Genomic DNA, 21,592 nt, shown 5'->3' with positions numbered 1-21,592 from the left:
GAATTGTCCAGCTTCAGCGCCTAGCGACTAGTGTACTTCACTCGCCTCCCTAAGATAAGTCAACATCGAATCGTTAACGCTCTTCGTGTTTCCTTTATCTCAGTCGACTCGCTCCAGTCCTGTCGTGCGCTAAACAGGCGCTTCCGCTTTTCTTATACGTAGCAGCTCATGATACATTTTGAAGCATTTTGAGATTTAATAAAATCAACAATTAGCTTCGACATTTCCAATGTTCCGACAAGGCGACCTTCACTGATTTGTAAATCAGCAGTATGGTAACCAGCATCAAGAACAGATTGAACAGCCTCTTCAATTAATTTTGCTTCATCCTCTAAGCCGAAGGAATAACGGAGTAACATGGCAGCGGATAAAATGGCTGCTAGCGGATTGGCTACACCTTTACCGGCAATGTCTGGTGCCGATCCGTGAACCGGTTCATATAAACCAACACCATCTTCACGCAGGCTTGCAGAAGGGAGCATTCCAAGTGAGCCGGTTAATACCGATGCTTCATCGCTTAAAATATCGCCAAACATATTCTCAGTGACGATAACGTCAAATTGAGTTGGATTGGTAATTAACTTCATCGCTGTTGAATCCACTAGGGCATGCTCAACGACAACATCCGGATATTGGGCTTTTTTCTCTTCAACGATTTCGCGCCATAGTTTACTTGATTCAAGAACATTTGCTTTATCGACAGAAGTTAGATGCCCGCGGCGCTGCTGTGCAGCTTGGAAGGCTTTATCTACAATTCTCTCAATTTCTTTTCGAGAATAGGCTAGCGTGTCAACAACCGATTCGCCTCCATCCCGGCGTTCGCTAGGTGTTCCAAAATACAGACCGCCAGTCAATTCACGAACGATTAAAAGGTCACTGCCTGCAACGACTTCTTCTTTAAGAGGGGAGGCATGCAGAAGATTTTTAAATCCTGTGATTGGTCTTAAGTTTGCATATAAATCAAGTGCCTTTCGAATTCCCAGCAATCCTCTTTCAGGCCGTAAATGAGAAGGGTTTTGGTCCCATTTTGGACCGCCAACTGCTCCTAATAAAACAGCATCGGCTTGCATACAAGCATCAACGGTGGATTGTGGCAGGGGAGTTCCATGCAAATCAATGGCTGCTCCTCCAATATCATGGCTTTCGAAGCTGAAAGAATGGTTAAATTCTTCAGCAATGGCACTTAATACATCTTTTGCAGATTCAACAACTTCTTTACCGATTCCATCACCTGGAAGCAATACAATTCGTTTATTCATTAAGAGCAACCTCCTCATTTAATTTTGACTCTAAAAGAGTAATACACGTAAGCGTCTCTTACGGGCGCCTAAGCTTTTCTGCCTGGCTTCTATGCGTTTGCTGGTTCCTTTAAGGTCATTTGTTGGTTAAAGAATACTCGGTTTACTGCGTTTAAAAAGGCTTTGCCTGCTGCTTCTAAAACATCCTGGGCAGAACCGCGTCCACTGACAGGTGTACCGTTAACGGTCATTTTTACATGTACTTCAGCTAGAGCATCCCGACCTTTGCCGACAGAGCTCAAGTTAAAATCAGTTAAATGAATTTTTTCTTCAATTAATGCTTCAAGCGTGTTATATAATGCTTCGACACTTCCGCTGCCGGTACGAGCTGTTTCTACCCGGTCTCCATCAGGAGTTGTAAGGGCAACTGTAGCGGTAGGAAGGTTACCGGAACCACTCTGAACTTGGAAAGCAACAAGTTCATATTTTTTCACATCGACAGAAGCAGTTTGAATATCTAGTAAAATTGTATATAAATCTTCATCTGTTACTTCTTTTTTCTTATCTGTTAATTGTTTAAAGGATTGGAATGCTTCGTTCAGCTTTTCTTGTGAAAGCTCAAAGCCCATTTGCTCAATTTTGTCTTTAAACGCATGGCGGCCAGAGTGCTTTCCAAGAACAAGGTCATTCGATTGAACCCCGACTAATTCAGGAGTAATAATTTCATAGGTTTGAGCATTTTTTAAGACGCCATCCTGATGAATTCCTGATTCATGGGCAAAAGCATTTTTCCCGACAACTGCTTTATTAGCAGGGACCTTCATCCCTGTGAAGCGGCTTACCAAGTCACTTGTACGCTTAATTTCCTTTAAAACCAAGTTGGTTGTGTAAGGATACCGATCAGCACGAATATTTAAGGCAACCGCAATCTCTTCTAATGCAGCGTTTCCGGCACGTTCCCCAATTCCGTTGATGGTACCTTCAACTTGAGTAACCCCGTTTTCAATGGCTGCGATGGAGTTTGCAACGGCCATCCCCAAGTCATCGTGGCAGTGACAGGATAATGCTGCTTTATGAATATTTGGCACATTTTCGCGAATATAGCGGAACATGCGGCCGTATTCTTCGGGTGTTGTATAACCTACTGTATCTGGAAGATTGATCACTGTAGCACCGGCATCAATCACTTTTGTAATGATTTTCACTAGAAAATCAAGGTCCGAACGGGAAGCATCTTCAGCTGACCATTCGATATGCGGGAATCTTTTTTTCGCATATGACACCATGTCAACTGCTGTTTGCACAACTTCCTCAGGTGTTTTCATTAGTTTGTATTGCATATGGATAGGGGAGGTAGCTAGGAAAACATGCAATCTTGGTTCTGCTGCATCTTTTAGAGCATCCCACGCAATGTCAATGTCCGATTTCACTGCCCGTGCCAAGCCTGTAACAGAAGAGTTTTTAATAGTTCTGGCAATGGCTCTTACGGCTTCGAAATCACCTTGTGAGGAAGCCGGAAAACCGGCCTCCATAATATCAACGCCAAACCGTTCTAGCTGTCTGGCGATCTCTAACTTTTCAAGCTGGTTTAAATTCACACCAGGGGACTGTTCGCCATCACGTAGTGTGGTGTCAAAGATGTTAACGTGAACCATTTACCACCACTTCCTTTTTCTCATTTACAGGTTTATTTTTAATAAATGGCATTAATGCACGAAGCTCGCGACCAACTTTTTCGATTTGATGATTGTTTTCTGCACGATTAATTGCATTAAATTGTGGGCGGTTTGTTTGGTTCTCAATGATCCAGCCCTGAGCAAATTTACCAGTTTGGATATCTTTTAATACTTCTTTCATACGAGCTTTTGTATCTTCGTTGACAACGCGTGGACCTGATACGAAATCTCCCCATTGAGCTGTGTCAGAGATAGAGTAACGCATGTTTTCAAGTCCTCCTTCATATAGAAGGTCAACGATTAATTTCAATTCATGTAAACACTCAAAGTAAGCGACTTCTGGCTGATAACCAGCTTCTACAAGTGTTTCGAAACCAGCTTTGATAAGGGCGGTAGTACCACCGCAAAGAACAGCTTGCTCACCGAATAGATCTGTTTCAGTTTCTTCTTGGAATGTAGTTTCTAATACGCCAGCACGAGCAGAGCCGATTCCTTTTGCATAAGCTAAAGCAATTTCACGTGCTTTGCCAGTGAAGTCTTGGTATACAGCAAATAATCCAGGAACGCCAGCACCTTCAGTGTAAGTACGACGAACTAAGTGTCCTGGTCCTTTTGGAGCTACTAGGAATACGTCTACATCTGCAGGTGGTACGATTTGTGAAAAGTGAATATTGAAACCATGGGCAAACACTAGGGCATTACCAGGTTGTAAGTTATCTTTAATGCTTTCTTCATAAACTTTTGGCTGCATTTCGTCCGGAAGTAAAACCATTACTATATCTGCTGCAGCAGTTGCTTCAGCAACAGAGGTAACTTCAACGCCATCTTCCACTGCTTTATCGAATGATTTTCCTTTTCTTAAACCAACAACCACATCAAAGCCGCTTTCTTTTAAGTTAAGAGCATGTGCGTGACCTTGTGATCCATAACCGATTACTGCGATTTTCTTTCCTTGTAAAACCTCTTCTTGAATATCTCCGTTATATAATACCTTTACCATTTAATATCATCCTTCCAAATATAGTAGTTATTTTAATAGTGAATATGTTGCTAGATCGTTTACTTGTGGCTGATGCCCGCGTAAAAAGGCAGTCAGTCCGGTTCTTGCAATTTCTTTAATGCCATAAGGGCGAAGTAAATCAATTAATGCATCAATTTTTTCCGGCTTACCGGTAATTTGAACTGCCAAGCTATCTTTACTTACATCAATAATCACGGCACGGAATGGATCAATGATTCCATTAATTTCACTGCGCAGCTGTGAATTGCTTGCTACTTTGATTAAGGCCAGCTCCCGTGCAACGATGGCTTTATCGGTAATATCGGAAACTTTTATGACATCAATTTGTTTGTTTAATTGCTTTGTCACCTGTTCGAGACGCTGTTCATCTTCAATTTCGACCACAAGGGTCATTTTTGAGATTCCTTCGATTTCCGTTTTTCCAACCGAGACACTTTCAATGTTGAATTGACGTCTTAGTAAAAGGCCAGTAACACGGTTGAGTACGCCGCTGCGATCTTGAACCGTTGCCGTTATAATGCGTTTCATGGTTTCACCCCAATCATTTCGTGTATTCCTTTGCCTGGAGCAATCATTGGAAAGACCTTTTCCTCCTGTAAAACTCGGCAATCAAGAAGGACAGGACCATCATAAGCGAATACTTCTGGTAGAGCAGCAATAAGTTCTTCCTGGGTATCAATTCTTATTCCACGGATGGAATAGCTCTCAGCAAGCTTTACAAAATCCGGCTGAACTGGAATCAGTGACTCAGAAATACGGTTATCGTAGAGCAATTCCTGCCACTGACGAACCATTCCAAGGGCACCGTTATTGACAATGATAATTTTGACCGGCAGGTTTCTTTCTTGAATGACTGATAATTCCTGAAGCGTCATTTGGAAACCGCCGTCTCCAACAATGGCAACTACCGTGCTTTCTGGTGCTGCCAGCTGTGCACCAATTGCAGCAGGGAAGCCAAAGCCCATTGTTCCAAGTCCGCCGGAAGTAATCCAGCGATGCGGTTGATTGAATGTATAGAACTGAGCAGCCCACATTTGATGCTGGCCGACATCCGTAGAAACAATCGCTTCGCCATTTGTCACTTTATGAACAGCTTCGATGAGCCATTGCGGACACATTCCTTTTGGATCATGTTTATACCAAAGTGGATATTCCGCTTTATACTTTGCAAGTATTTCCAGCCATTCTTCAATTTCTGGTGACTCAGTTGCTTCTGCTAACAGTTCGCTTAATGCCTCTTTTGAATCAGACACAATCGGAATTTGTGTTTGAATATTCTTTCCGATTTCTGCAGGATCAATGTCGATATGAGCAACTTTTGCATTTGGTGCAAAGTGCGTTAGGTTCCCGGTAAGTCTGTCATCAAAGCGTGCACCGAAGTTGATGAGCAAATCACATTCATACAGAGCCATATTTGCTGCATAGGTTCCGTGCATTCCGCCCATTCCCAATGACAGAGGGTTGTCGGCAGGAAAACTTCCAAGACCAAGCAGAGTAGTTACGACTGGCAGATTGTGTTTCGTTGCAAAAGCTGTTAATTCATCTGAAGCTTTCCCGTGAAGGACACCTGCGCCAGCAAGGACAATTGGTTTCTTCGCTTTTGATAGGGCAGCAGCCAATTTTTTAATTTGTAATGGATTCGGCTTTGTTGTTGGCTGGTAGCCTGGTAAATCAATTTCAACTTCTTCTTGAGTCACATCCGTAACACCGGACGAAATATCTTTCGGGATATCCACTACGACTGGACCTGGCCGGCCAGTAGAGGCAATATGAAAGGCCTCTTTGACGATTCTTGGTAAATCAGAAATCGACTGCACCTGGTAATTATGTTTGGTAATAGGAGTAGTGATGGCAACAATATCAGCCTCTTGGAAGGCATCAGTTCCAATCACGCTTCGTGCAACCTGCCCTGTGAAAACAACAAGCGGTAAAGAATCCATCATGGCATCTGTAATTCCAGTAATTAAATTTGTAGCACCTGGTCCGGAAGTAGCTAGGACAACACCTGGTTTTCCAGTAATTCGTGCATATCCTTCCGCTGCATGAATCATACCTTGTTCGTGGCGGAAAAGAATGTGATTAATAGACGCTTGTGCACGCCAGATGGCATCATAAATTGGCAGGACAGCACCTCCGGGATACCCAAATATCGTGTCAACGCCTTCGTTAATTAATAATTCAATGAGAAGGTCGGCGCCTGTTTTTGGCGCTGTACTAGTTTGGAATTCCGGTTTTGCTTCAACTTTCACGTCGTAATCCCTCCTTAGGGTTATTTGAATATTTTAAAAAATTAGTATACAACTTTGTTTTGAAGCCAAATATCTAATCATTTGAATCATATTAAAAAAGGTCCTTTTCTCTCCGATAAACTGCAGTTAAAAAGAAATAGCAGAGTAATCGGGGAGAAAAGAACCTTCCTTTTCTCGGTACCACCCGGTTTTACAGTATCCTCACGAATACTGCCTTATGAAGCGATATTAAATGGAATAACGCTTCTTTTAGTAACAGGTGCCTAAGAATTAGCACCCGATTGAACCTACTGGGCTAAAGCCGTTCAGTCCAACACTCAGGGATGATGTCAGAATAAGTTGTATTGCCGGGCTCACAGCAACCCCGACTCTCTGAAAATACAAGGTTCTTATTCCTTTATTCCCGTCATCGATTTATAAATATTCCGTTGTCAAAATGGTTTTAGCACCTTTACTTCTCTGTGGAAGGGGAGGGGTGCTAATCAAATCCCTTGGAATTTAATGATTAGATTTTCATAACTCCGCCAGTATTAGCAGAGGTAACAAGTTTTGCATATTTTGCAAGATAACCAGATTTGATTTTTGGCTCAGGTTTCACCCAATTGCGGCGTCTTTCAGCTAAAACCTCATCATCCACTAAAAGTTCAATCGAACGTTCAGTTAAATTGATCAGGATTTTATCACCATTCTCAATCAATGCGATTGGTCCGCCTTCTGCTGCTTCCGGTGAAATATGACCGATGGAGATACCACGGCTGGCACCTGAGAATCGGCCGTCTGTAATCAGGGCAATTTCCTTTTCTAAGCCCCTTCCGGCAATCGCAGAAGTAGGAGCCAGCATTTCCGGCATTCCCGGACCGCCTTTTGGACCTTCATAACGAATAACAACAACATGACCAGATTTTACAGTTCCATTGTTAATGTTTTCCTGCGCTTCATCTTGGGATTCAAATACAATTGCTTCACCCAAGAAGGTTTTTATAGATGGATCCACAGCACCAACTTTGATTACTCCGCCATCTGGAGCAATGTTTCCGTAAAGGATAGATAGTCCGCCAACAGGGCTGTATGGATTATCTTTTGTCCGAATGACGGTTTCGTTGGTGATTTTTGCATTTTCCACATTCTCAGCAAGTGTATTTCCTGTGATTGAAATGCAATCCTTATTAAGTGCTCCTTCAACCTTACAAAGTTCATTAAGGATGGCACTGACACCACCTGCTCTATGAACATCATCCATCGAATAATTAGATGCTGGCATGATTTTGGCAAGATAAGGAACTTTTTCTGCAATCTTATTAATATCACGTAAATCGTATTCAATACCGGCTTCATGAGCGATTGCCAAGGTATGTAATACCGTATTGGTTGATCCTCCCATGGCCATATCTAATGCGAACGCATTGTCAATAGCTTCTCTTGTCATGATATCGCGTGGGCGGATATCTTTTTTCACTAATTCAATCAAATGCTTTGCAGCTTGACGAATCAATTCGTGTCTTTCTTCGGAGGTTGCTACAATTGTTCCGTTACCAGGAACGGTCATGCCGAGTACCTCCATCAAACAGTTCATTGAATTCGCTGTAAACATTCCTGAACATGAACCGCATGTTGGACATGCACTTGTTTCAATTTCGTATAACTCCTGCTCGGTCATTGTACCTTTATGATAAGATCCAACACCCTCGAAAACAGAAGTAAGGGAAAGGTTTTCTCCAGAAGAGGTTTTTCCTGCTTCCATTGGTCCGCCTGAGACAAATACCGATGGGACATTTGTTCTGGCAGCTGCCATCAACATTCCCGGTGTGATTTTGTCACAGTTTGGAATATAAAATACACCATCAAACCAGTGTGCGTTAATTACAGTTTCAGCACTATCGGCGATGATTTCCCGGCTTGGAAGGGAGTATCTCATCCCGATATGTCCCATTGCAATTCCATCATCAACACCGATGGTATTAAACTCAAAAGGTATTCCGCCTGCTTCGCGAATGGCCTCTTTTACAATTTCACCGAAATGATTAAGGTGTCTGTGCCCTGGGATAATATCAATATAGGAGTTACATACACCGATGAACGGCTTATCAAGGTCACTCACTTTTACCCCAGTTGCGTATAAAAGGCTTCGGTGGGGAGCTCGGTCAATCCCTTTTTTAATCATATCGCTGCGCATTTTTCGCGCCTCCTAACTTACAATTGCATACTTTGCAGCAAATTGATGATTAGATATGTCTGTTGTACTATTTGCTCTGAATTTTCTAACAAATGATTAAAAAGTGGTTGAAAAGAATTGCCTCCACCTTCCTACTAACTAAGAATGAAAAAAGGCTGTGTTCAACTCATCACTTTTTTATAAGTTTTATTGTCAGTTATCATAACTCCAATTTGTATACATGGTCAACAATAAAATCTGACAATTCAAACTAGTCTTGAAATCTGGTAGCGTTTACAATGTTGTCATGTTAAGGAAAAAGCAAGAATAAAAAAATTTTAAAAATTTTTATTTTACAATCTCTTTTGATTTTTATAGGAGAGAAAAAGGAAGGATATACGGGGATATAAAGGAAAAAATGGCAATTAGGGATCCCTTTTTAATAGGTTTTAATTATCCTGTTTTGTCCAATGATTACTATTGTAGAATTGTTAATTTAATTTTTTACCAGGAATTCATAAACTTCTCTCATAGTTTTAAATCCCTTCTCTTGAGCCTTTTTTAAATAATATCCCCAAATTTGTGCAGTCATGATGGCATCTCCAAGTGCATGGTGGCGGTTATTGATTTCAATCTCACATTCTTTGCAAATCTCATCCAGTGACATGGATCGAAGAGGAGGGTTCGAGAGACGAATCAAGAAAGAGGTGTCGATGATTCGGTGTCCAAAACTTATTTTTAGAAGGTCCCAAGTCAATTTTTGCATAAAGGTTTTTTCATGTATGGAGTGATGGGCAACAAGAATATCGCTATTTACAAACTGAAAAAATTGAATGAGAACCTGTTTTGCCTCTGGTGCGTTTTGTATTTCATTGTCTGTTAAGTTGGTTAAAGTGATAATTTCGTCGGAAAGAGGGAGTTCCGATTTTAATAAAGAATAAAATGTTTCATCCTGTTCAATTGTTGCACCGGTCATTTTGATGGCTCCAATTGATAGAACGCGGTCCCCTTTTTCAGGAAAGAAACCTGTTGTTTCCAAATCAAATATAACAACACGTAATTTTTGCATCGGAGTATCCAAGTAGTTTTTCTCTTTCATTTCCTTTTGGAGGTTTCTTATGAATGATAAATGTTGAGGATTGAAGGTCCCTTGGATGCCTGCATAAATATTCGAATTAAGTTTTCCAGATATTTGCCGCAAGAATTGAATCATTTCGTTCATCCTCAATTTAATCTTCCTTTCCCGCAAGCTTTTTACTCATTTGAAGAAGCCTTATACCATTTTTGATGATATCTTTAAGCTCATTCTTTTGCTGCTTTGATAGGGTGGCAATAGGTAAAAAGTGTCCGGATTCATAATCGGTATGATTTCCAAAAGTTAATCTGTATTTTAACAATTTTAAAAACTGCTCTTTATAGCGATCTTTATCTTGAAATTGCAACTGAGTAAGCCTTGATAAGGTAGAGGTTTCTTGTAACTGTTCTTTGATGGCTAAGAGACGGACAGCATTTACATATGGAAAAAATGCAATTTCCTTTAGATTAATTGAGCCAATATAGCTTCCATGAGTTTCTATTAAAAATTGTCCTAAAATGCCAATTCCTTTTTTAACATGAAGAGTATTGTTTAGAATTCGTGGAAGTAAATTTTCTTTTTTTACCATGTCGTAAATCATGGATTTTAATTGGTGAATGTATGTGTGTTCTCCGAAAATGGTTCGTCCATCAATAAAGATTAGGAGGTGCCGAATGGATTCCCAAGAGGATTCGGTTATCCAGTTGATTAGCTGCTCTTGCCATTCGGGAAGAGATTTACACCATAACGGGCTGCTAGCCATCACCCCACCGTCACAGTATTCATACCCGGCTTCATGTAGATAATGTGAAATTACTTTCCCTAACGTTAAGAAATAGATTTTCGTTTCATCTCTTTGATTTTGGTAGATAATTCCATGGTCTTGGTCACTCCAGATGGATTGTTCCAATCTCCCGGCACTGCCCATTGCAAAAAATGAAAATGGTGATGGGGGAGGTCCAATTTGCTTGGTGAGATGATTTATTGCACTGCTCACTACTTGCTTTATGATTTCTTCGTGTAATCGATTCAGTTTAAAGTGATCATGAACAGTTTCTTTTATTTGCTTGTCTCTGAGCTTCTTAATTTCCGAGAAGGCAGGGTACTCCATTCTTTCCCTCCTTTACTGAAAAACATTAATGGCAGGTCAATCCCTTTGAATAGGGATTGACCACACCACCCCTTTTTAAAGGTGAGCTTTCCGTTTTTGTTCCACTTCTAATAATTCTGGATACGCATAGCTTCCATGCTCGCTCATATCCAGTCCAATGATTTCCTCTTCTTCTGTGACACGTAAACCGTTCATGGCCGCTTTCATAATGGCCAGGATGATAAACGATACAATAAAGGCGTATGCGGCACAGGCAAGAACTCCCATAGCTTGAACACCAAGTTGATGGAATCCACCTCCATAAAATAATCCCGGTTTGCCGACTGTTGCCAATTCCTTTGTTGCGAATAAACCATTGGATAAAGTTCCCCATACCCCGGCTGTTCCGTGTACGGACAAGGCGGCAATTGGATCATCTATTTTTATTTTTTCAAAGAAACGAATGCTGTAAAATACAAGGACCCCGGCGATAAAACCAATAACAACAGCCGCCCATGTAGCGACAAATCCACAGGAAGCAGTAATAGCAACTAATCCAGCTAAAGCGCCATTTAACATCATCGGCACATCCGCTTTTCCCATAACCATCCAAGAAATTATCATCGCAGATACGGTACCGGCTGCTGCACCCAAGTTTGTATTTAGAGCAACAAAACCAAAAAATGCTTTATCAGCAGATAATGTACTCCCCGCATTGAATCCGAACCAGCCAACCCATAAAAGCAAAACGCTTAATGCTGTGAATACTTGGTTATGTCCGGCGATATGATTAGGAGATCCATCTTTATTGTATTTTCCAATCCGTGGTTTTAATAGAATCGTAGCTGCGAGTGCAGCCATTGCACCAGTTAAATGAACTACCGTTGAGCCTGCAAAATCCTGTTTTCCATGCTCTGCCAACCAGCCGCCGCCCCAAATCCAGTGAGCGATAGGAGGATATACAAGTACAGAGAAAAGGACCGCAAATACAAGATATACCGCTAATTTTGCCCGTTCTGCAAATCCGCCAAATGCAATGGTTAAAGAAATACCAGCAAAAGCTAATTGGAATAAAAAGAATACAGAACCAGAAAGTGATAGTCCTTTTATGTTGTAACCAGAGTAGAAAAAGTCCGATAGGCCAATCCATTCATTTCCTTTGCCAAAGGTTAATCCATATCCTGCAGTCCAAAAAATGATGGAGCTTATGCTAAAGGTAAGGATTGTTTTACCGGCGATATGTCCGGCATTTTTCATTCTGGTTGAACCGGTTTCAAGAAGAATAAATCCTCCAATCATTAGGATGACTAGGACTGCACCTACCATAACCCATATACTGTTTAATAAAAACAAAGTATCCATTAGTTCTCCCCCTTTAGTTATGTTAATTTTGTTAACATTGGTTGTATTTGTATTTTGACACGAGCGGGAGATTAATATCTATAAATATGTGAGATTATCTTACATGGTTTTTTCTACTTAAAGATTACTAAAATCATTTAGGGGGCAGAACAAAAATAAAAAGCCCGCTTTTGTAGCAGCGAGGCTGAGACTCAAGAATCTTTCCGAGGTTTCACCAATTTACTGGCCTTTTCTTAATCCGAATTGGGCGTTTAGTTGCCCTTGAATCATTTTTCTACGTATTTCATCCTGATTTTGCTTCTTTTGTTCCCGAAGCATTTCTTTTCTGATTTCGTGGGTTTGTATCCCGTCTTCAATCTTATTTGCTATTTCCATTAATAATTCAACATCATTAAAGGAATATTTACGACTTCCACCGCCTGATCTTTCTGGGAAAATAAGTTTTCTCTCTTCATAATAGCGGATTTGTCTTTCGGATAGACCGGTTAGATCTCTGACTACTCCGATGGTAATAACCTTCTTATCTTTATAAGACAAATCTTTCCCCATTTATTTCCTCACCACGCTCTGTTAATCTATTTTTTAAAGATTATAAACTTTATAACATTTTATGTTAAAATTTCTCACATTGGAATGGATTTTTCTATAAATTGTATAAAACATAATGGATTGGATTGTGTCTTCAATTTTGAGTGGGGGTTTGATTTTTCAGGATTAATTTTAATTCGCTTAAAGTAAGAGAGGCTAATTCATTTTTTAAGTCTTTATCATAACCTAAGCGAATTAACTTATTAATGTAAAAATTTTTTAGAGTGTCTATTCCTATCCGTAAATGGGTAGACATATGGATCCCTCCTTTATTGATTTTGAACTTTCCTTAAAAGTTCATGTGCCTTCGAACCCAGCTGTTTGATTAATTCCTCATAAAGTTCGTCTCGTAATAAATCCAATTTGACTATTTTCGCTGCCAGTTGGATTTCGTTTTTTCGATACATATAAATCTTCCTTTCAATAGTTTGTATCGTAAAGATAGCGATTTTTTTAATTCTTGTCAGTGAATTTGTCAGAAAACATAACAAACAATTTAATAATTATCTTTATTTTCAGAAAATACTTTAAAAAATATGGACGTTATTGTATATTCAAAATGTTATTGATATTTTGATAAAAACTTTGGAGGTAGAAAATGAAGAAGTTTAAAATCTTTTCAACGCTATTAGTCTTTTCCTTGATGTTTGTTTTATCGGCCTGCGGTACGAGTGATAAAACAAGTGGCAGCCCTAAAGGGGAGGAAAAAAAGACTTTACGAGTCGTAACCGATGCGGCTTATGCACCATTTGAGTATATGGATAAAGGTAAAGTAGTTGGTTTTGATGTAGACTTCCTTAATGCAGTTGGAAAAGAAGCAGGCTATAATGTAAAAATTGAACATGTTGGCTGGGATCCTTTATTCGTAGAAATTAAAGGCAAAACTGCGGATTTCGGAATTTCTGCTATAACCATCAATGATGAGCGTAAACAAACTTATGATTTTTCTACTCCGTACTTCCTTTCTAAAAATGAAATCCTGGTTCCAAAAGACAGCCCAATTAAGAGCGCTGCCGACTTAAAAGATAAAGTCATTGCCGTTCAAAATGGTACAACCGGTCAAGAAGCGGTTGAAGCATTAATTGGGAAAAATAATTCAAAGCTGAAAAAATTCAAAAATAATAACCTGGCGATTATGGAGCTCAAGAGTGGCGGGGCTGAAGCCGTTGTTGCGGATAACACGGTTGTTGAACAATATGTAAAAAATAATCCAAATGACAATTTTGTGGTTATTACAGACGATTCGGCTTTTGCAAAAGAATTCTACGGTTTAATGTTTCCAAAAGGAAGCAAGTTAAAAGCGGAATTTGATAAAGCAATCCAAAAAGTGATTGAGAATGGAGAATACACAAAAGTTTATCAAAAATGGTTTAAGGTTGATCCAGATTTAAAGGCACTAAAACAACAATAGTAATGAAAAATTGCGTAACGCTAAAGTATTAGCTGTTACGCAATTTTTCGTTATAGCAAAAATCTATTGAAAATATTATTAGGAAAGCATGTATTTACCGTATTAAAATAGTAATCTAATAAATAATGAATAATGATACAACAAAAATTATATTCATGTATATTCGAAATATTCCCGATATTTATAGAAATTGTTTTAAAAATAGTCTATAATATTATTTATTCGGAATATTATTAATATTTTTATGAAAAAATATTGGGGGTTAAAAAATGAAGAAGGTTAAAATTATTTCTACCATTTTAGTTTTTGCACTGATCTGTATTCTATCAGCCTGTGGAACTAGTGAAAAGACAAATGGCAGCGCAAACGGAGACGCCAAAAAGACGTTAAGGGTCGTAACTAATGCAGCCTACGCGCCATTTGAATACATGGATAAAGGGAAAATTGTCGGCTTTGATATTGATTTCATTCAAGCTGCTGCCAAAGAAGCCGGCTATGACGTAAAGGTTGAACATGTCGGCTGGGAACCGCTATTTGTTGAAGTAAAAGGAAAAAATGCCGATATCGGTGTTGGTGCGATTACCATCAATGATGAACGTAAACAAACATACGATTTTTCTACACCTTACTTCCTTTCTAAAAATGAAATCCTGGTTCCAAAAGGAAGTTCCATCAAGAGTGCTGCAGATCTAAAGGATAAAGTGGTTGCCGTGCAAAATGGGACAACCGGTCAATCGGCGGTAGAAGCATTGTATGGAAAAAATAATTCGAAACTTAAAAAATTCAAAGATAATAATCTGGCAATTATGGAGCTAAAAAGCGGTGGAGCAGATGCTGTTGTTGCGGATAATACAGTGGTAGAGCAGTATGTAAAAAATAATCCAAATGAAAAATTTGTTGTGATTCAGGATGATTCAGCATTCCAAAAAGAGTTTTACGGTGTTTTGTTTCCAAAGGGAAGCAAGTTAAAGGCTGAATTTGACCAGGCATTTAAGAAGATGATGGATAACGGAGAATACACAAAAATTTATCAAAAATGGTTTAAGTTCGAACCGGATTTAAGTACTTTAAAACAATAAATATCAGCAAAAAATTGCGTAACGCTAACATGCTAGCAGTTACGCAATTTTTGCTTAAAACTAAAACGTTTTAATGTGATAAACAATTAAAATATTGGCTGTGTTAAGGGGCATTGTTGTTTTTTTAACTCTGTTGATTGGAGAGGAAATCAACAGACAAGTTTAAAACAGCCAAAATATTAAAAAATTGAGGAGGCCAATGAATGGATTTTCGTTGGGATTTGATAGCTGAATATGGACCCTTTTTCTTAAAAGGAACCCTGTTAACCATTGGTTTATCCATTGCCAGTATCATCATTGGGACGATATTGGGCCTATTAATAGGGTTAGGAAAAATGATGAAAAATCAATGGTTTGCACTACCGTTTAAGTGGTATATAACAATTTTCCGCGGTACACCCTTTATGGTTCAAATATTGCTCATCCATTTTGCAGTCGTTCCAGTATTCCTTGGAGAAACGAATGCCATTGCGGCTGCGATTGTCGCTCTTTCTTTAAACTCAGCTGCTTATATTGCTGAAATCTTCCGCGCAGGAATTCAATCGATTGATAAAGGCCAGATGGAAGCGGCCCGATCATTAGGGATGAACCATGTGCAAGCGATGCGCTTTGTCATCCTGCCGCAAGCCTTTAAACGAATGATTCCACCACTAGGCAATGAATTTATTGTTTTAATTAAAGATTCCTCCTTAGCAGCATTAATAGCGGCACCGGAGCTTATGTACTGGGGACAAGCCATGCAAGGTCAGTACTACCGGGTTTGGGAGCCGTACTTAACAGCAGCAGTTATCTACTTAGTATTAACCCTTACCTTAAGCTTCCTATTATCTCGACTTGAAAGAAGGTTGGCGACAGAATGATTGAAGTGAAAAATTTAAAAAAGAGTTTCGGTCAACATGAGGTTTTAAAAGATATTAATGTAACCGTAAAACCCCAGGAAGTGGTTGTTGTCATCGGCCCATCCGGATCAGGAAAATCCACCTTCCTTCGCTGTATCAATTTACTTGAAACCATCACAGGCGGACATGTTTTGATTGAGGGAATCGATATTACCGATAAAAAAACCGATATTAATAAAGTGCGGACAGAAGTGGGAATGGTTTTTCAGCAATTCAACCTCTTTCCACATAAAACGGTCATTGAAAATATTATGTTGGCACCGATGAAGGTCCGAAATGTACCGGCAGAAAAGGCAAAAGCAAAAGGATTGGAGCTTTTGAAAAAAGTTGGATTGGCAGAAAAGGCCGATGCCTATCCGGATTCGCTTTCCGGTGGGCAAAAGCAACGTGTAGCAATCGCCAGGGCGCTTGCAATGGAGCCAAATATCATGTTATTCGATGAACCAACCTCCGCGTTAGACCCGGAAATGGTCGGCGAGGTATTGGAGGTTATGAAGCAGCTGGCAAAAGAAGGAATGACGATGGTAGTCGTGACTCATGAAATGGGCTTCGCCAGGGAAGTTGGGGACCGGGTTATTTTTATGGACGGCGGTCTGATTGTCGAAGAAAATGTTCCAAAGGAATTATTTGAAAACCCGCAAGAAGAGCGGACAAAATCATTTTTAAGCAAGGTTTTATAAAGAAGTAGAAGGGAGACCCATCTAAGGTCTCCCTTTAATATCTTTTATCACGGTGCTAATGTATATCATCAAAATCAAATACTTCAACAATTCCGTCCGCTTTTATTCTTCTTTGGCAAAGAAGAAATAGTTGGTCAAAGAATTCCTCTAATTCTATTTTAGATGTGGGAAGCTTAATCTGGACAGTGGTAGAACCAAATATTTGCTTAAAATAGGCTTTCCGAACTGCGTTCTTTCCGTCCCTTTTTAATGGATTGTAAGTCCATACAAGCTTTAGATCTCCATCGATTTCTTCCACTCTGCGAATCTCTGCAACAGTCGTTGATTTATTATGTGTATAAATGACTAAATAATAATTGTTGATTCGATGCCAGTCGATGAATAAAAAGTAGTACCTTGTATCATGGCTGATTCGAGTTATTTCATAACCGGCCACAACCGATTTTCCATTTGTCCATTGATGAAATTTTGGCAAGGTACTGTTCACTGTGCTTAATCTTTTAATTTCGTAACCGATTCCACTCCATTTTTCCATACAATTACTGATAAAGATTGCCTTTTCCTTTTCCAAAATGATTACTCCTTATCGTCTTTGACAACATTATACGGTGTAAAAGCGGAGGAAAGAAAGGTGCTTTCAAGGCTTTTGTCTTTGAAATGAAACATAACTGCAATCTTTTTAAAAAATTCGTTTGGTAAAATCTATCTGTTATGGACTTATAATCGTCCCATCGTTCGAATAGTATGAGGAATAAATATGCCTCTTTTCCATATGAATGACATAGAAGTGCTTGCAATTGGAGGGAAGAAAATGTCGTTAGAAAAGCAGCTGACAGAGAAATGCTACTATACGATGTTCATTAATGAACATGGAGAGATGCATCCGATTCGGGTTCTTGGAGACGCCTACCAAGAGGAAATGCAAAAGGATATTCCGGATTTATCTTATATACGGTTTGCTCAGGGCGAAGTATATTTTCAAAATAAAGACTTTGAAACAGCCATTTTTAAATGGGGCCAGATTATCAATGAACTGGAACCATGGGCGAAAAAAAATACAGCGGATGCCTATTATGAAATGGGGCTGTTGTCCAATGCGGAAGACTTGTATACATCCATTGAAACTGACAGTCTTACATTAAATACAGAAGTTGCCCTAAATTTGTTTTCACTTTATTACGAGCGAGGAAAAATTGATTCGGCCGTTAAGGTCATCAAGAAAACGGTTCTTTCCAATCCGGATTATCCACAAGTCACAGAAATCGCCAGGAAGTTTTTTGAGGAGCGGCAGGACTGGGAGAACGCGATTGAACTAGCAGTAAATGAAGCAAGCAGGACCGTTTCACCAGAATGGTTTGATATTGTCATTTCCTATGTTCAAAGCGGTGTAACGAAACGTTTGTCGCCAAGTTATTTTTCACATGCGTTAAATGTCGTTTATACCTTGGACACAAAGCAATTTGAACAGTTAACAGTGGCCTTATGGAATAGTTACCAAACGGAAGAAAGCCATTTTACCTGGTTAAAAGAAATCAATCAGCTTTTATTCAGTTTGGAAGTGGAACAGAATGAACATTGGGAAGAGCTTTCCACGTTATTTAAAGAGACCTATTTTAGCCTGATTGATGGCAGCTATTTAATAAAAGAATTAACCGATTTAATTCCTGACTTACTTTCCAATTGGATTCGGATTGCGATTCCTGCACAGATTGTGTTGGCATCGGCTGCCGTCCTGTCCTGGAATGAGTTATTCCCGGTTAGCATTCATATGAACATTGTCAGTGAAGCCGAAAAGATTATTAGTAAAATGGATCATGAAATAGATGAACTTGAAGAATGTTTAAAGCTGTTTGAGGCGATTTTAATATGGGCAGAAGCACATGATATGGGAGAGAATAATCGTCTAAAATGGATGGTTCTACAAATGCTTGATTTTGATACCCATCATCTTTTACTAACCGGTTTAAGTGGAAGTGGGAAATCTACTTTTGTCAATACTGTATCCGGAGAAGATTTGCAGGATAGTCCTACATCATCTGTTGTGGTCTTTAAGAACCATCCGAATCTTGAAATTTATGAGATTAACAATCAGGAAACCATCCAATTGGATGGACTAAGTGATTTCCAGGAACGAATGGACCGCCGCCGGAATGCAATGGAGTCCATTATTGAATTTAAGCGTCCAAGCTTATTTTTGCAGGAGAATCAACTTACGATTATAGATACACCAGGGCTAAATGGGAATCAGTATGAAGTGATGAAACAAATCCATGCAGCAGATACGGTATTATTTGTCCTTGATGCCAATGCACCATTTACTGCAAAGGAAAGAGGTATTCTATCACAGATCCATGATCAGGCGCCAAGTATTCCGATCCATTTCCTTTTGAACAAAATGGATACGATTGCGAATGAACAGGAAACTGTACGAATTTTTAATGAAACAAAAGCAGAAATCCATTCCTATTTGCCAGATTCAAAGATTTTTGCGTTTTCATCGCACTATGACAGCGGACAACAGTTAAGTGAATTGAAAGAATTTATTCTGTCAATCAAAAATACTAGAAATCTTGAGGATAAAAGACTGGCAAAATTATTATTTTTTATCCGCACGACCATTACCGAGCTGCTGCAAAAACGGATTGATGTGGAGAATCAATTGATTGAATCGGTACGCTGGAATGAAGAAATGCACATGAAATTAACTGGGGCTCTCAACCAGGTGAAGGATGCGGAATCACAAAAAGCTGAAACGATCACTCGGAATTATCGTCAGATTAAGAAGGAGCTTCAAAAGGAAATTACTGAAGCGGTACCAAAAATGTTAAAGGATTGCTCTTCCTTAATCAAAGAGAATAGTGATTTTAGTAAAATTCATCTTGAGTTAAACTCGGAAATGAACAACAGAATTCAAGAATATTTAGAGCTTACGATTCTTCCAAAATACTACAGCTCTTTGCAGGAGTGGATTGGGGATACGAAAGAGGAATTTACGCAAAGTCAACAATTCTTAGATGAAATGGCAGACGGCTTTAATGTGATGTACGGGGAGGAACGGTTTAAGCTAGAATGTGATTTTAAGATTCTTGATGATTGGCGCCGTGATACGGACCGGATGACGAGCCGATTCACTTTAGAGCCTGTCAATATCCTGCTTCGCCGAACTCCATCACAGTTCCTGCTAAAAAGTGCAGGTAAATTGCTAGGGGCTTTGTCGCAAAATAAAAATATGCTGTTTAATAAATACAAAGCCTTTATTGAAAATGAAGATTACTCTGAAACAGTTGCACTGGTAAATGAGCGCTTTTTCCAGCAATCTGAATTGTTTGAAAAAGCTTTAGAGCGGGACATTAGTCTATTTTTTAGAGGTCCGGCCAGTGTGGTAATGCGAGCAATCGAAGAGGCACATACTGAAATTGAAACCAATCAGGACCTGCTTGGTAAAATGAACACTAATCCTGAATTGTTCCGCGATCCATTGACATTGTTTGAGGTAAGGCTCAGGCAGTTTGAATGGATGACGGTTGCGGGTAAAGGTGTGCAGACGGTTTATTAGGAAAAAGGCTGCTCGGAATTCTCCGTGCAGCCTTTCGTATAAGTAAAGAAAGTATAAAATTTTTGTCTTTGAGAATTGTCCAGCTCCAGCGCCTAGCCCCTCGAGGTCATAAGCCAATCCGTCAAGAAGGTTAAAGAGCAACCTTCTCGCCGGCTTGTCTTATGCTTGTCGGGGCTGACCAAGGCGCTTGCGCTTTTCTTATTGTAATTTGTACCATACACCACTAGTAACCTTTAGAAAAATCAACCAGATTTTCCGTTGGAGTTTGCCCGGAAAGATAGCTTTTTAAATTAGGAATGAGTATATTTTCAATTACCCGTTGATTATAATGTTCAGTCGAACCCGCAGTGTGTGGGGTAATGATTACCTTTTCCATTTCCCATAGCGGGCTGTCTTCAGTCAATGGTTCTTTTTCAAACACATCAAGACCGGCACCTGCAATTTTTCCATCTTTTAGTGCTTGTACTAAATCCTTTTCTACGACGATTTCGCCGCGGCTAATATTGATGAAAAAAGCAGAAGGTTTCATTAGATCAAATTGTTCTTTTCCGATTAATTGACTCGTATCCTTCGTTAACGGCAATGTAATGACAACATAATCACATTTTGGCAGGAGAGTATTGAGATCGTTCGGAGTATACATTTCATCGACATATTCTTCATGTTTTCCTGAATGACGGACACCGATTACATGCATGCCAAAGGCTTTGGCTATTTTGGCTGTTTCTTTTCCGATTGACCCTACACCTAAAATTCCGACTGTTTTTTCATGTAATTCCAACCCCATATGTGCATGGTGCCATGTTTTGGATTGCTGGTTTCTGACATATGCGTGGATTTTTCTGGTTAACCCGAGCATTAACGCGAAGATTGTTTCAGAGATAGGGTAGGCATGTACACCATTCGCACTCGTCACCATTATGTTTTGTGATTTCAGTTTTTCGAGCGGCAGGGAGTCTACGCCCGCACTCCGTGTTTGCAGCCACTTAAGCTTTGAAACAGGGGAGAGGCAATATTCTTCCATTCCTTTTTTCCAGCCAGCAATGATTTCTGCAGTCTGTAGATGTTCTTGCCATATTGTCTTATCTTTGCTAACGATTAATTCCCAATCAGGGATTAGTTTATGTATTCGATTGACTTGTTCCTGCGTTAAATTATGGGTAACTACCATTTTACTTTTTTTCATATTATCGCTCCGATCTATTAAAAACTATCTACTACTTATGATACCGGAAAATAGGGGAAATTGATAACCGAGTGACTGTATTAAAGGGCAGTATAAAAAAGGCTCAGACCTTTTATAAAAATCTCGATAAGTATGTTATTGCACCGATTTTCATCAGAACTGTTCTATTTAAATCGAATTCTTAATAGTTCCCTATTATAACAGACACAGACAAATAATCCTCCGGAAAACTTCACCTATAGTTAGCCTTTCTTTCAAATAAAAACACCACCTTTTGAAGGTACAAAAATTAAAGTAGAATACCGTTACAAAAAATATTGACCTTTGTGT

19 protein-coding genes are annotated in these 21,592 nt (G+C 39.4%); 5 read left to right on the top strand and 14 right to left on the bottom strand.

Annotated elements, in window-relative coordinates; translation table 11 throughout:
* Positions 1-152: 152 nt before the first annotated feature.
* The 12 genes from leuB to BIV60_RS29485 all read right to left on the bottom strand — a co-directional run bounded on the left by leuB (position 153) and on the right by BIV60_RS29485 (position 12,858).
* Complete coding sequence (leuB, locus tag BIV60_RS05525) at positions 153-1,259, bottom strand: 3-isopropylmalate dehydrogenase (protein WP_071354725.1); 1,107 nt, start codon at positions 1,257-1,259, stop codon at positions 153-155.
* An 89-nt stretch (positions 1,260-1,348) separates the two neighbouring features.
* Complete coding sequence (locus tag BIV60_RS05520) at positions 1,349-2,893, bottom strand: 2-isopropylmalate synthase (protein WP_071354724.1); 1,545 nt, start codon at positions 2,891-2,893, stop codon at positions 1,349-1,351.
* Entirely contained in the window at positions 2,880-3,914 is a 1,035-nt protein-coding gene (gene ilvC, locus BIV60_RS05515) for a ketol-acid reductoisomerase (RefSeq protein WP_071354723.1), read from the bottom strand. Before ilvC ends, BIV60_RS05520 begins: the two co-directional genes overlap by 14 nt.
* A gap of 27 nt (positions 3,915-3,941) precedes the next feature.
* Positions 3,942-4,463: an acetolactate synthase small subunit gene (gene ilvN / locus BIV60_RS05510; protein WP_071354722.1), complete on the bottom strand. Its 522-nt coding sequence runs from the start codon at positions 4,461-4,463 to the stop codon at positions 3,942-3,944.
* Positions 4,460-6,184: an acetolactate synthase large subunit gene (gene ilvB / locus BIV60_RS05505; protein WP_071354721.1), complete on the bottom strand. Its 1,725-nt coding sequence runs from the start codon at positions 6,182-6,184 to the stop codon at positions 4,460-4,462. The genes ilvN and ilvB overlap by 4 nt, the downstream gene beginning before the upstream one ends.
* Positions 6,185-6,689: 505 nt before the next feature.
* Positions 6,690-8,357, bottom strand: coding sequence for a dihydroxy-acid dehydratase (ilvD, locus tag BIV60_RS05500; protein ID WP_071354720.1), 1,668 nt, complete (start codon positions 8,355-8,357; stop codon positions 6,690-6,692).
* 475 nt (positions 8,358-8,832) lie between these two features.
* A complete protein-coding gene (locus tag BIV60_RS05495) occupies positions 8,833-9,549 on the bottom strand; it encodes an exonuclease domain-containing protein (RefSeq protein WP_256218302.1) in 717 nt (238 codons plus the stop codon).
* 16 nt (positions 9,550-9,565) lie between these two features.
* Positions 9,566-10,522 (bottom strand): DUF294 nucleotidyltransferase-like domain-containing protein, encoded by a 957-nt coding sequence (locus tag BIV60_RS05490; RefSeq protein ID WP_071354718.1) that lies wholly within the window; start codon positions 10,520-10,522, stop codon positions 9,566-9,568.
* Positions 10,523-10,597: 75 nt separating this feature from the next.
* Positions 10,598-11,863: an ammonium transporter gene (locus tag BIV60_RS05485; protein WP_071354717.1), complete on the bottom strand. Its 1,266-nt coding sequence runs from the start codon at positions 11,861-11,863 to the stop codon at positions 10,598-10,600.
* A 219-nt stretch (positions 11,864-12,082) separates the two neighbouring features.
* Positions 12,083-12,412, bottom strand: a complete 330-nt coding sequence (locus BIV60_RS05480) for a MerR family transcriptional regulator (RefSeq protein WP_177177221.1) — start codon at positions 12,410-12,412, stop codon at positions 12,083-12,085.
* A gap of 133 nt (positions 12,413-12,545) precedes the next feature.
* Positions 12,546-12,707 (bottom strand): Fur-regulated basic protein FbpA, encoded by a 162-nt coding sequence (locus BIV60_RS29060; protein ID WP_141770409.1) that lies wholly within the window; start codon positions 12,705-12,707, stop codon positions 12,546-12,548.
* A 13-nt stretch (positions 12,708-12,720) separates the two neighbouring features.
* Positions 12,721-12,858, bottom strand: coding sequence for a hypothetical protein (locus tag BIV60_RS29485; RefSeq protein ID WP_177177220.1), 138 nt, complete (start codon positions 12,856-12,858; stop codon positions 12,721-12,723).
* Positions 12,859-13,049: 191 nt separating this feature from the next.
* Between BIV60_RS29485 and BIV60_RS05475 the strand changes: the two genes are divergently transcribed.
* From BIV60_RS05475 to BIV60_RS05460, 4 genes are all read left to right on the top strand, one after another.
* Entirely contained in the window at positions 13,050-13,862 is an 813-nt protein-coding gene (locus BIV60_RS05475; protein ID WP_071354716.1) for a basic amino acid ABC transporter substrate-binding protein, read from the top strand.
* A 269-nt stretch (positions 13,863-14,131) separates the two neighbouring features.
* Positions 14,132-14,941, top strand: a complete 810-nt coding sequence (locus BIV60_RS05470) for a basic amino acid ABC transporter substrate-binding protein (RefSeq protein WP_071354715.1) — start codon at positions 14,132-14,134, stop codon at positions 14,939-14,941.
* A 203-nt stretch (positions 14,942-15,144) separates the two neighbouring features.
* Positions 15,145-15,801, top strand: a complete 657-nt coding sequence (locus tag BIV60_RS05465; protein WP_071354714.1) for an amino acid ABC transporter permease — start codon at positions 15,145-15,147, stop codon at positions 15,799-15,801.
* Positions 15,798-16,520 carry an amino acid ABC transporter ATP-binding protein gene (locus BIV60_RS05460; RefSeq protein ID WP_071354713.1) on the top strand — a complete coding sequence of 241 codons (723 nt, stop codon included), beginning with the start codon at positions 15,798-15,800 and terminating at the stop codon, positions 16,518-16,520. Before BIV60_RS05465 ends, BIV60_RS05460 begins: the two co-directional genes overlap by 4 nt.
* Positions 16,521-16,575: 55 nt before the next feature.
* Here BIV60_RS05460 and BIV60_RS05455 read toward each other — a convergent pair whose 3' ends face one another.
* Positions 16,576-17,091, bottom strand: a complete 516-nt coding sequence (locus tag BIV60_RS05455) for a hypothetical protein (RefSeq protein ID WP_071354712.1) — start codon at positions 17,089-17,091, stop codon at positions 16,576-16,578.
* A gap of 240 nt (positions 17,092-17,331) precedes the next feature.
* On the opposite strand from BIV60_RS05455, the gene BIV60_RS05450 reads away from it, so the two are divergent.
* A complete protein-coding gene (locus BIV60_RS05450) occupies positions 17,332-20,076 on the top strand; it encodes a dynamin family protein (protein ID WP_071354776.1) in 2,745 nt (914 codons plus the stop codon).
* Between the two features lie 223 nt (positions 20,077-20,299).
* On the opposite strand, the gene BIV60_RS05445 is transcribed toward BIV60_RS05450, so the two are convergent.
* The gene (locus BIV60_RS05445; protein WP_071354711.1) at positions 20,300-21,262 is read right to left on the bottom strand and encodes a D-2-hydroxyacid dehydrogenase; all 963 of its coding nucleotides are present in this window, start codon (positions 21,260-21,262) and stop codon (positions 20,300-20,302) included.
* Between the last annotated feature and the right edge of the window lie 330 nt (positions 21,263-21,592).

This window comes from Bacillus sp. MUM 116 (genome assembly GCF_001866655.1).
GTDB lineage: Bacteria > Bacillota > Bacilli > Bacillales > Cytobacillaceae > Neobacillus.
Note: the sequence above shows the minus strand (reverse complement) of the source record. Positions and strands in the feature narration are given on the sequence as shown.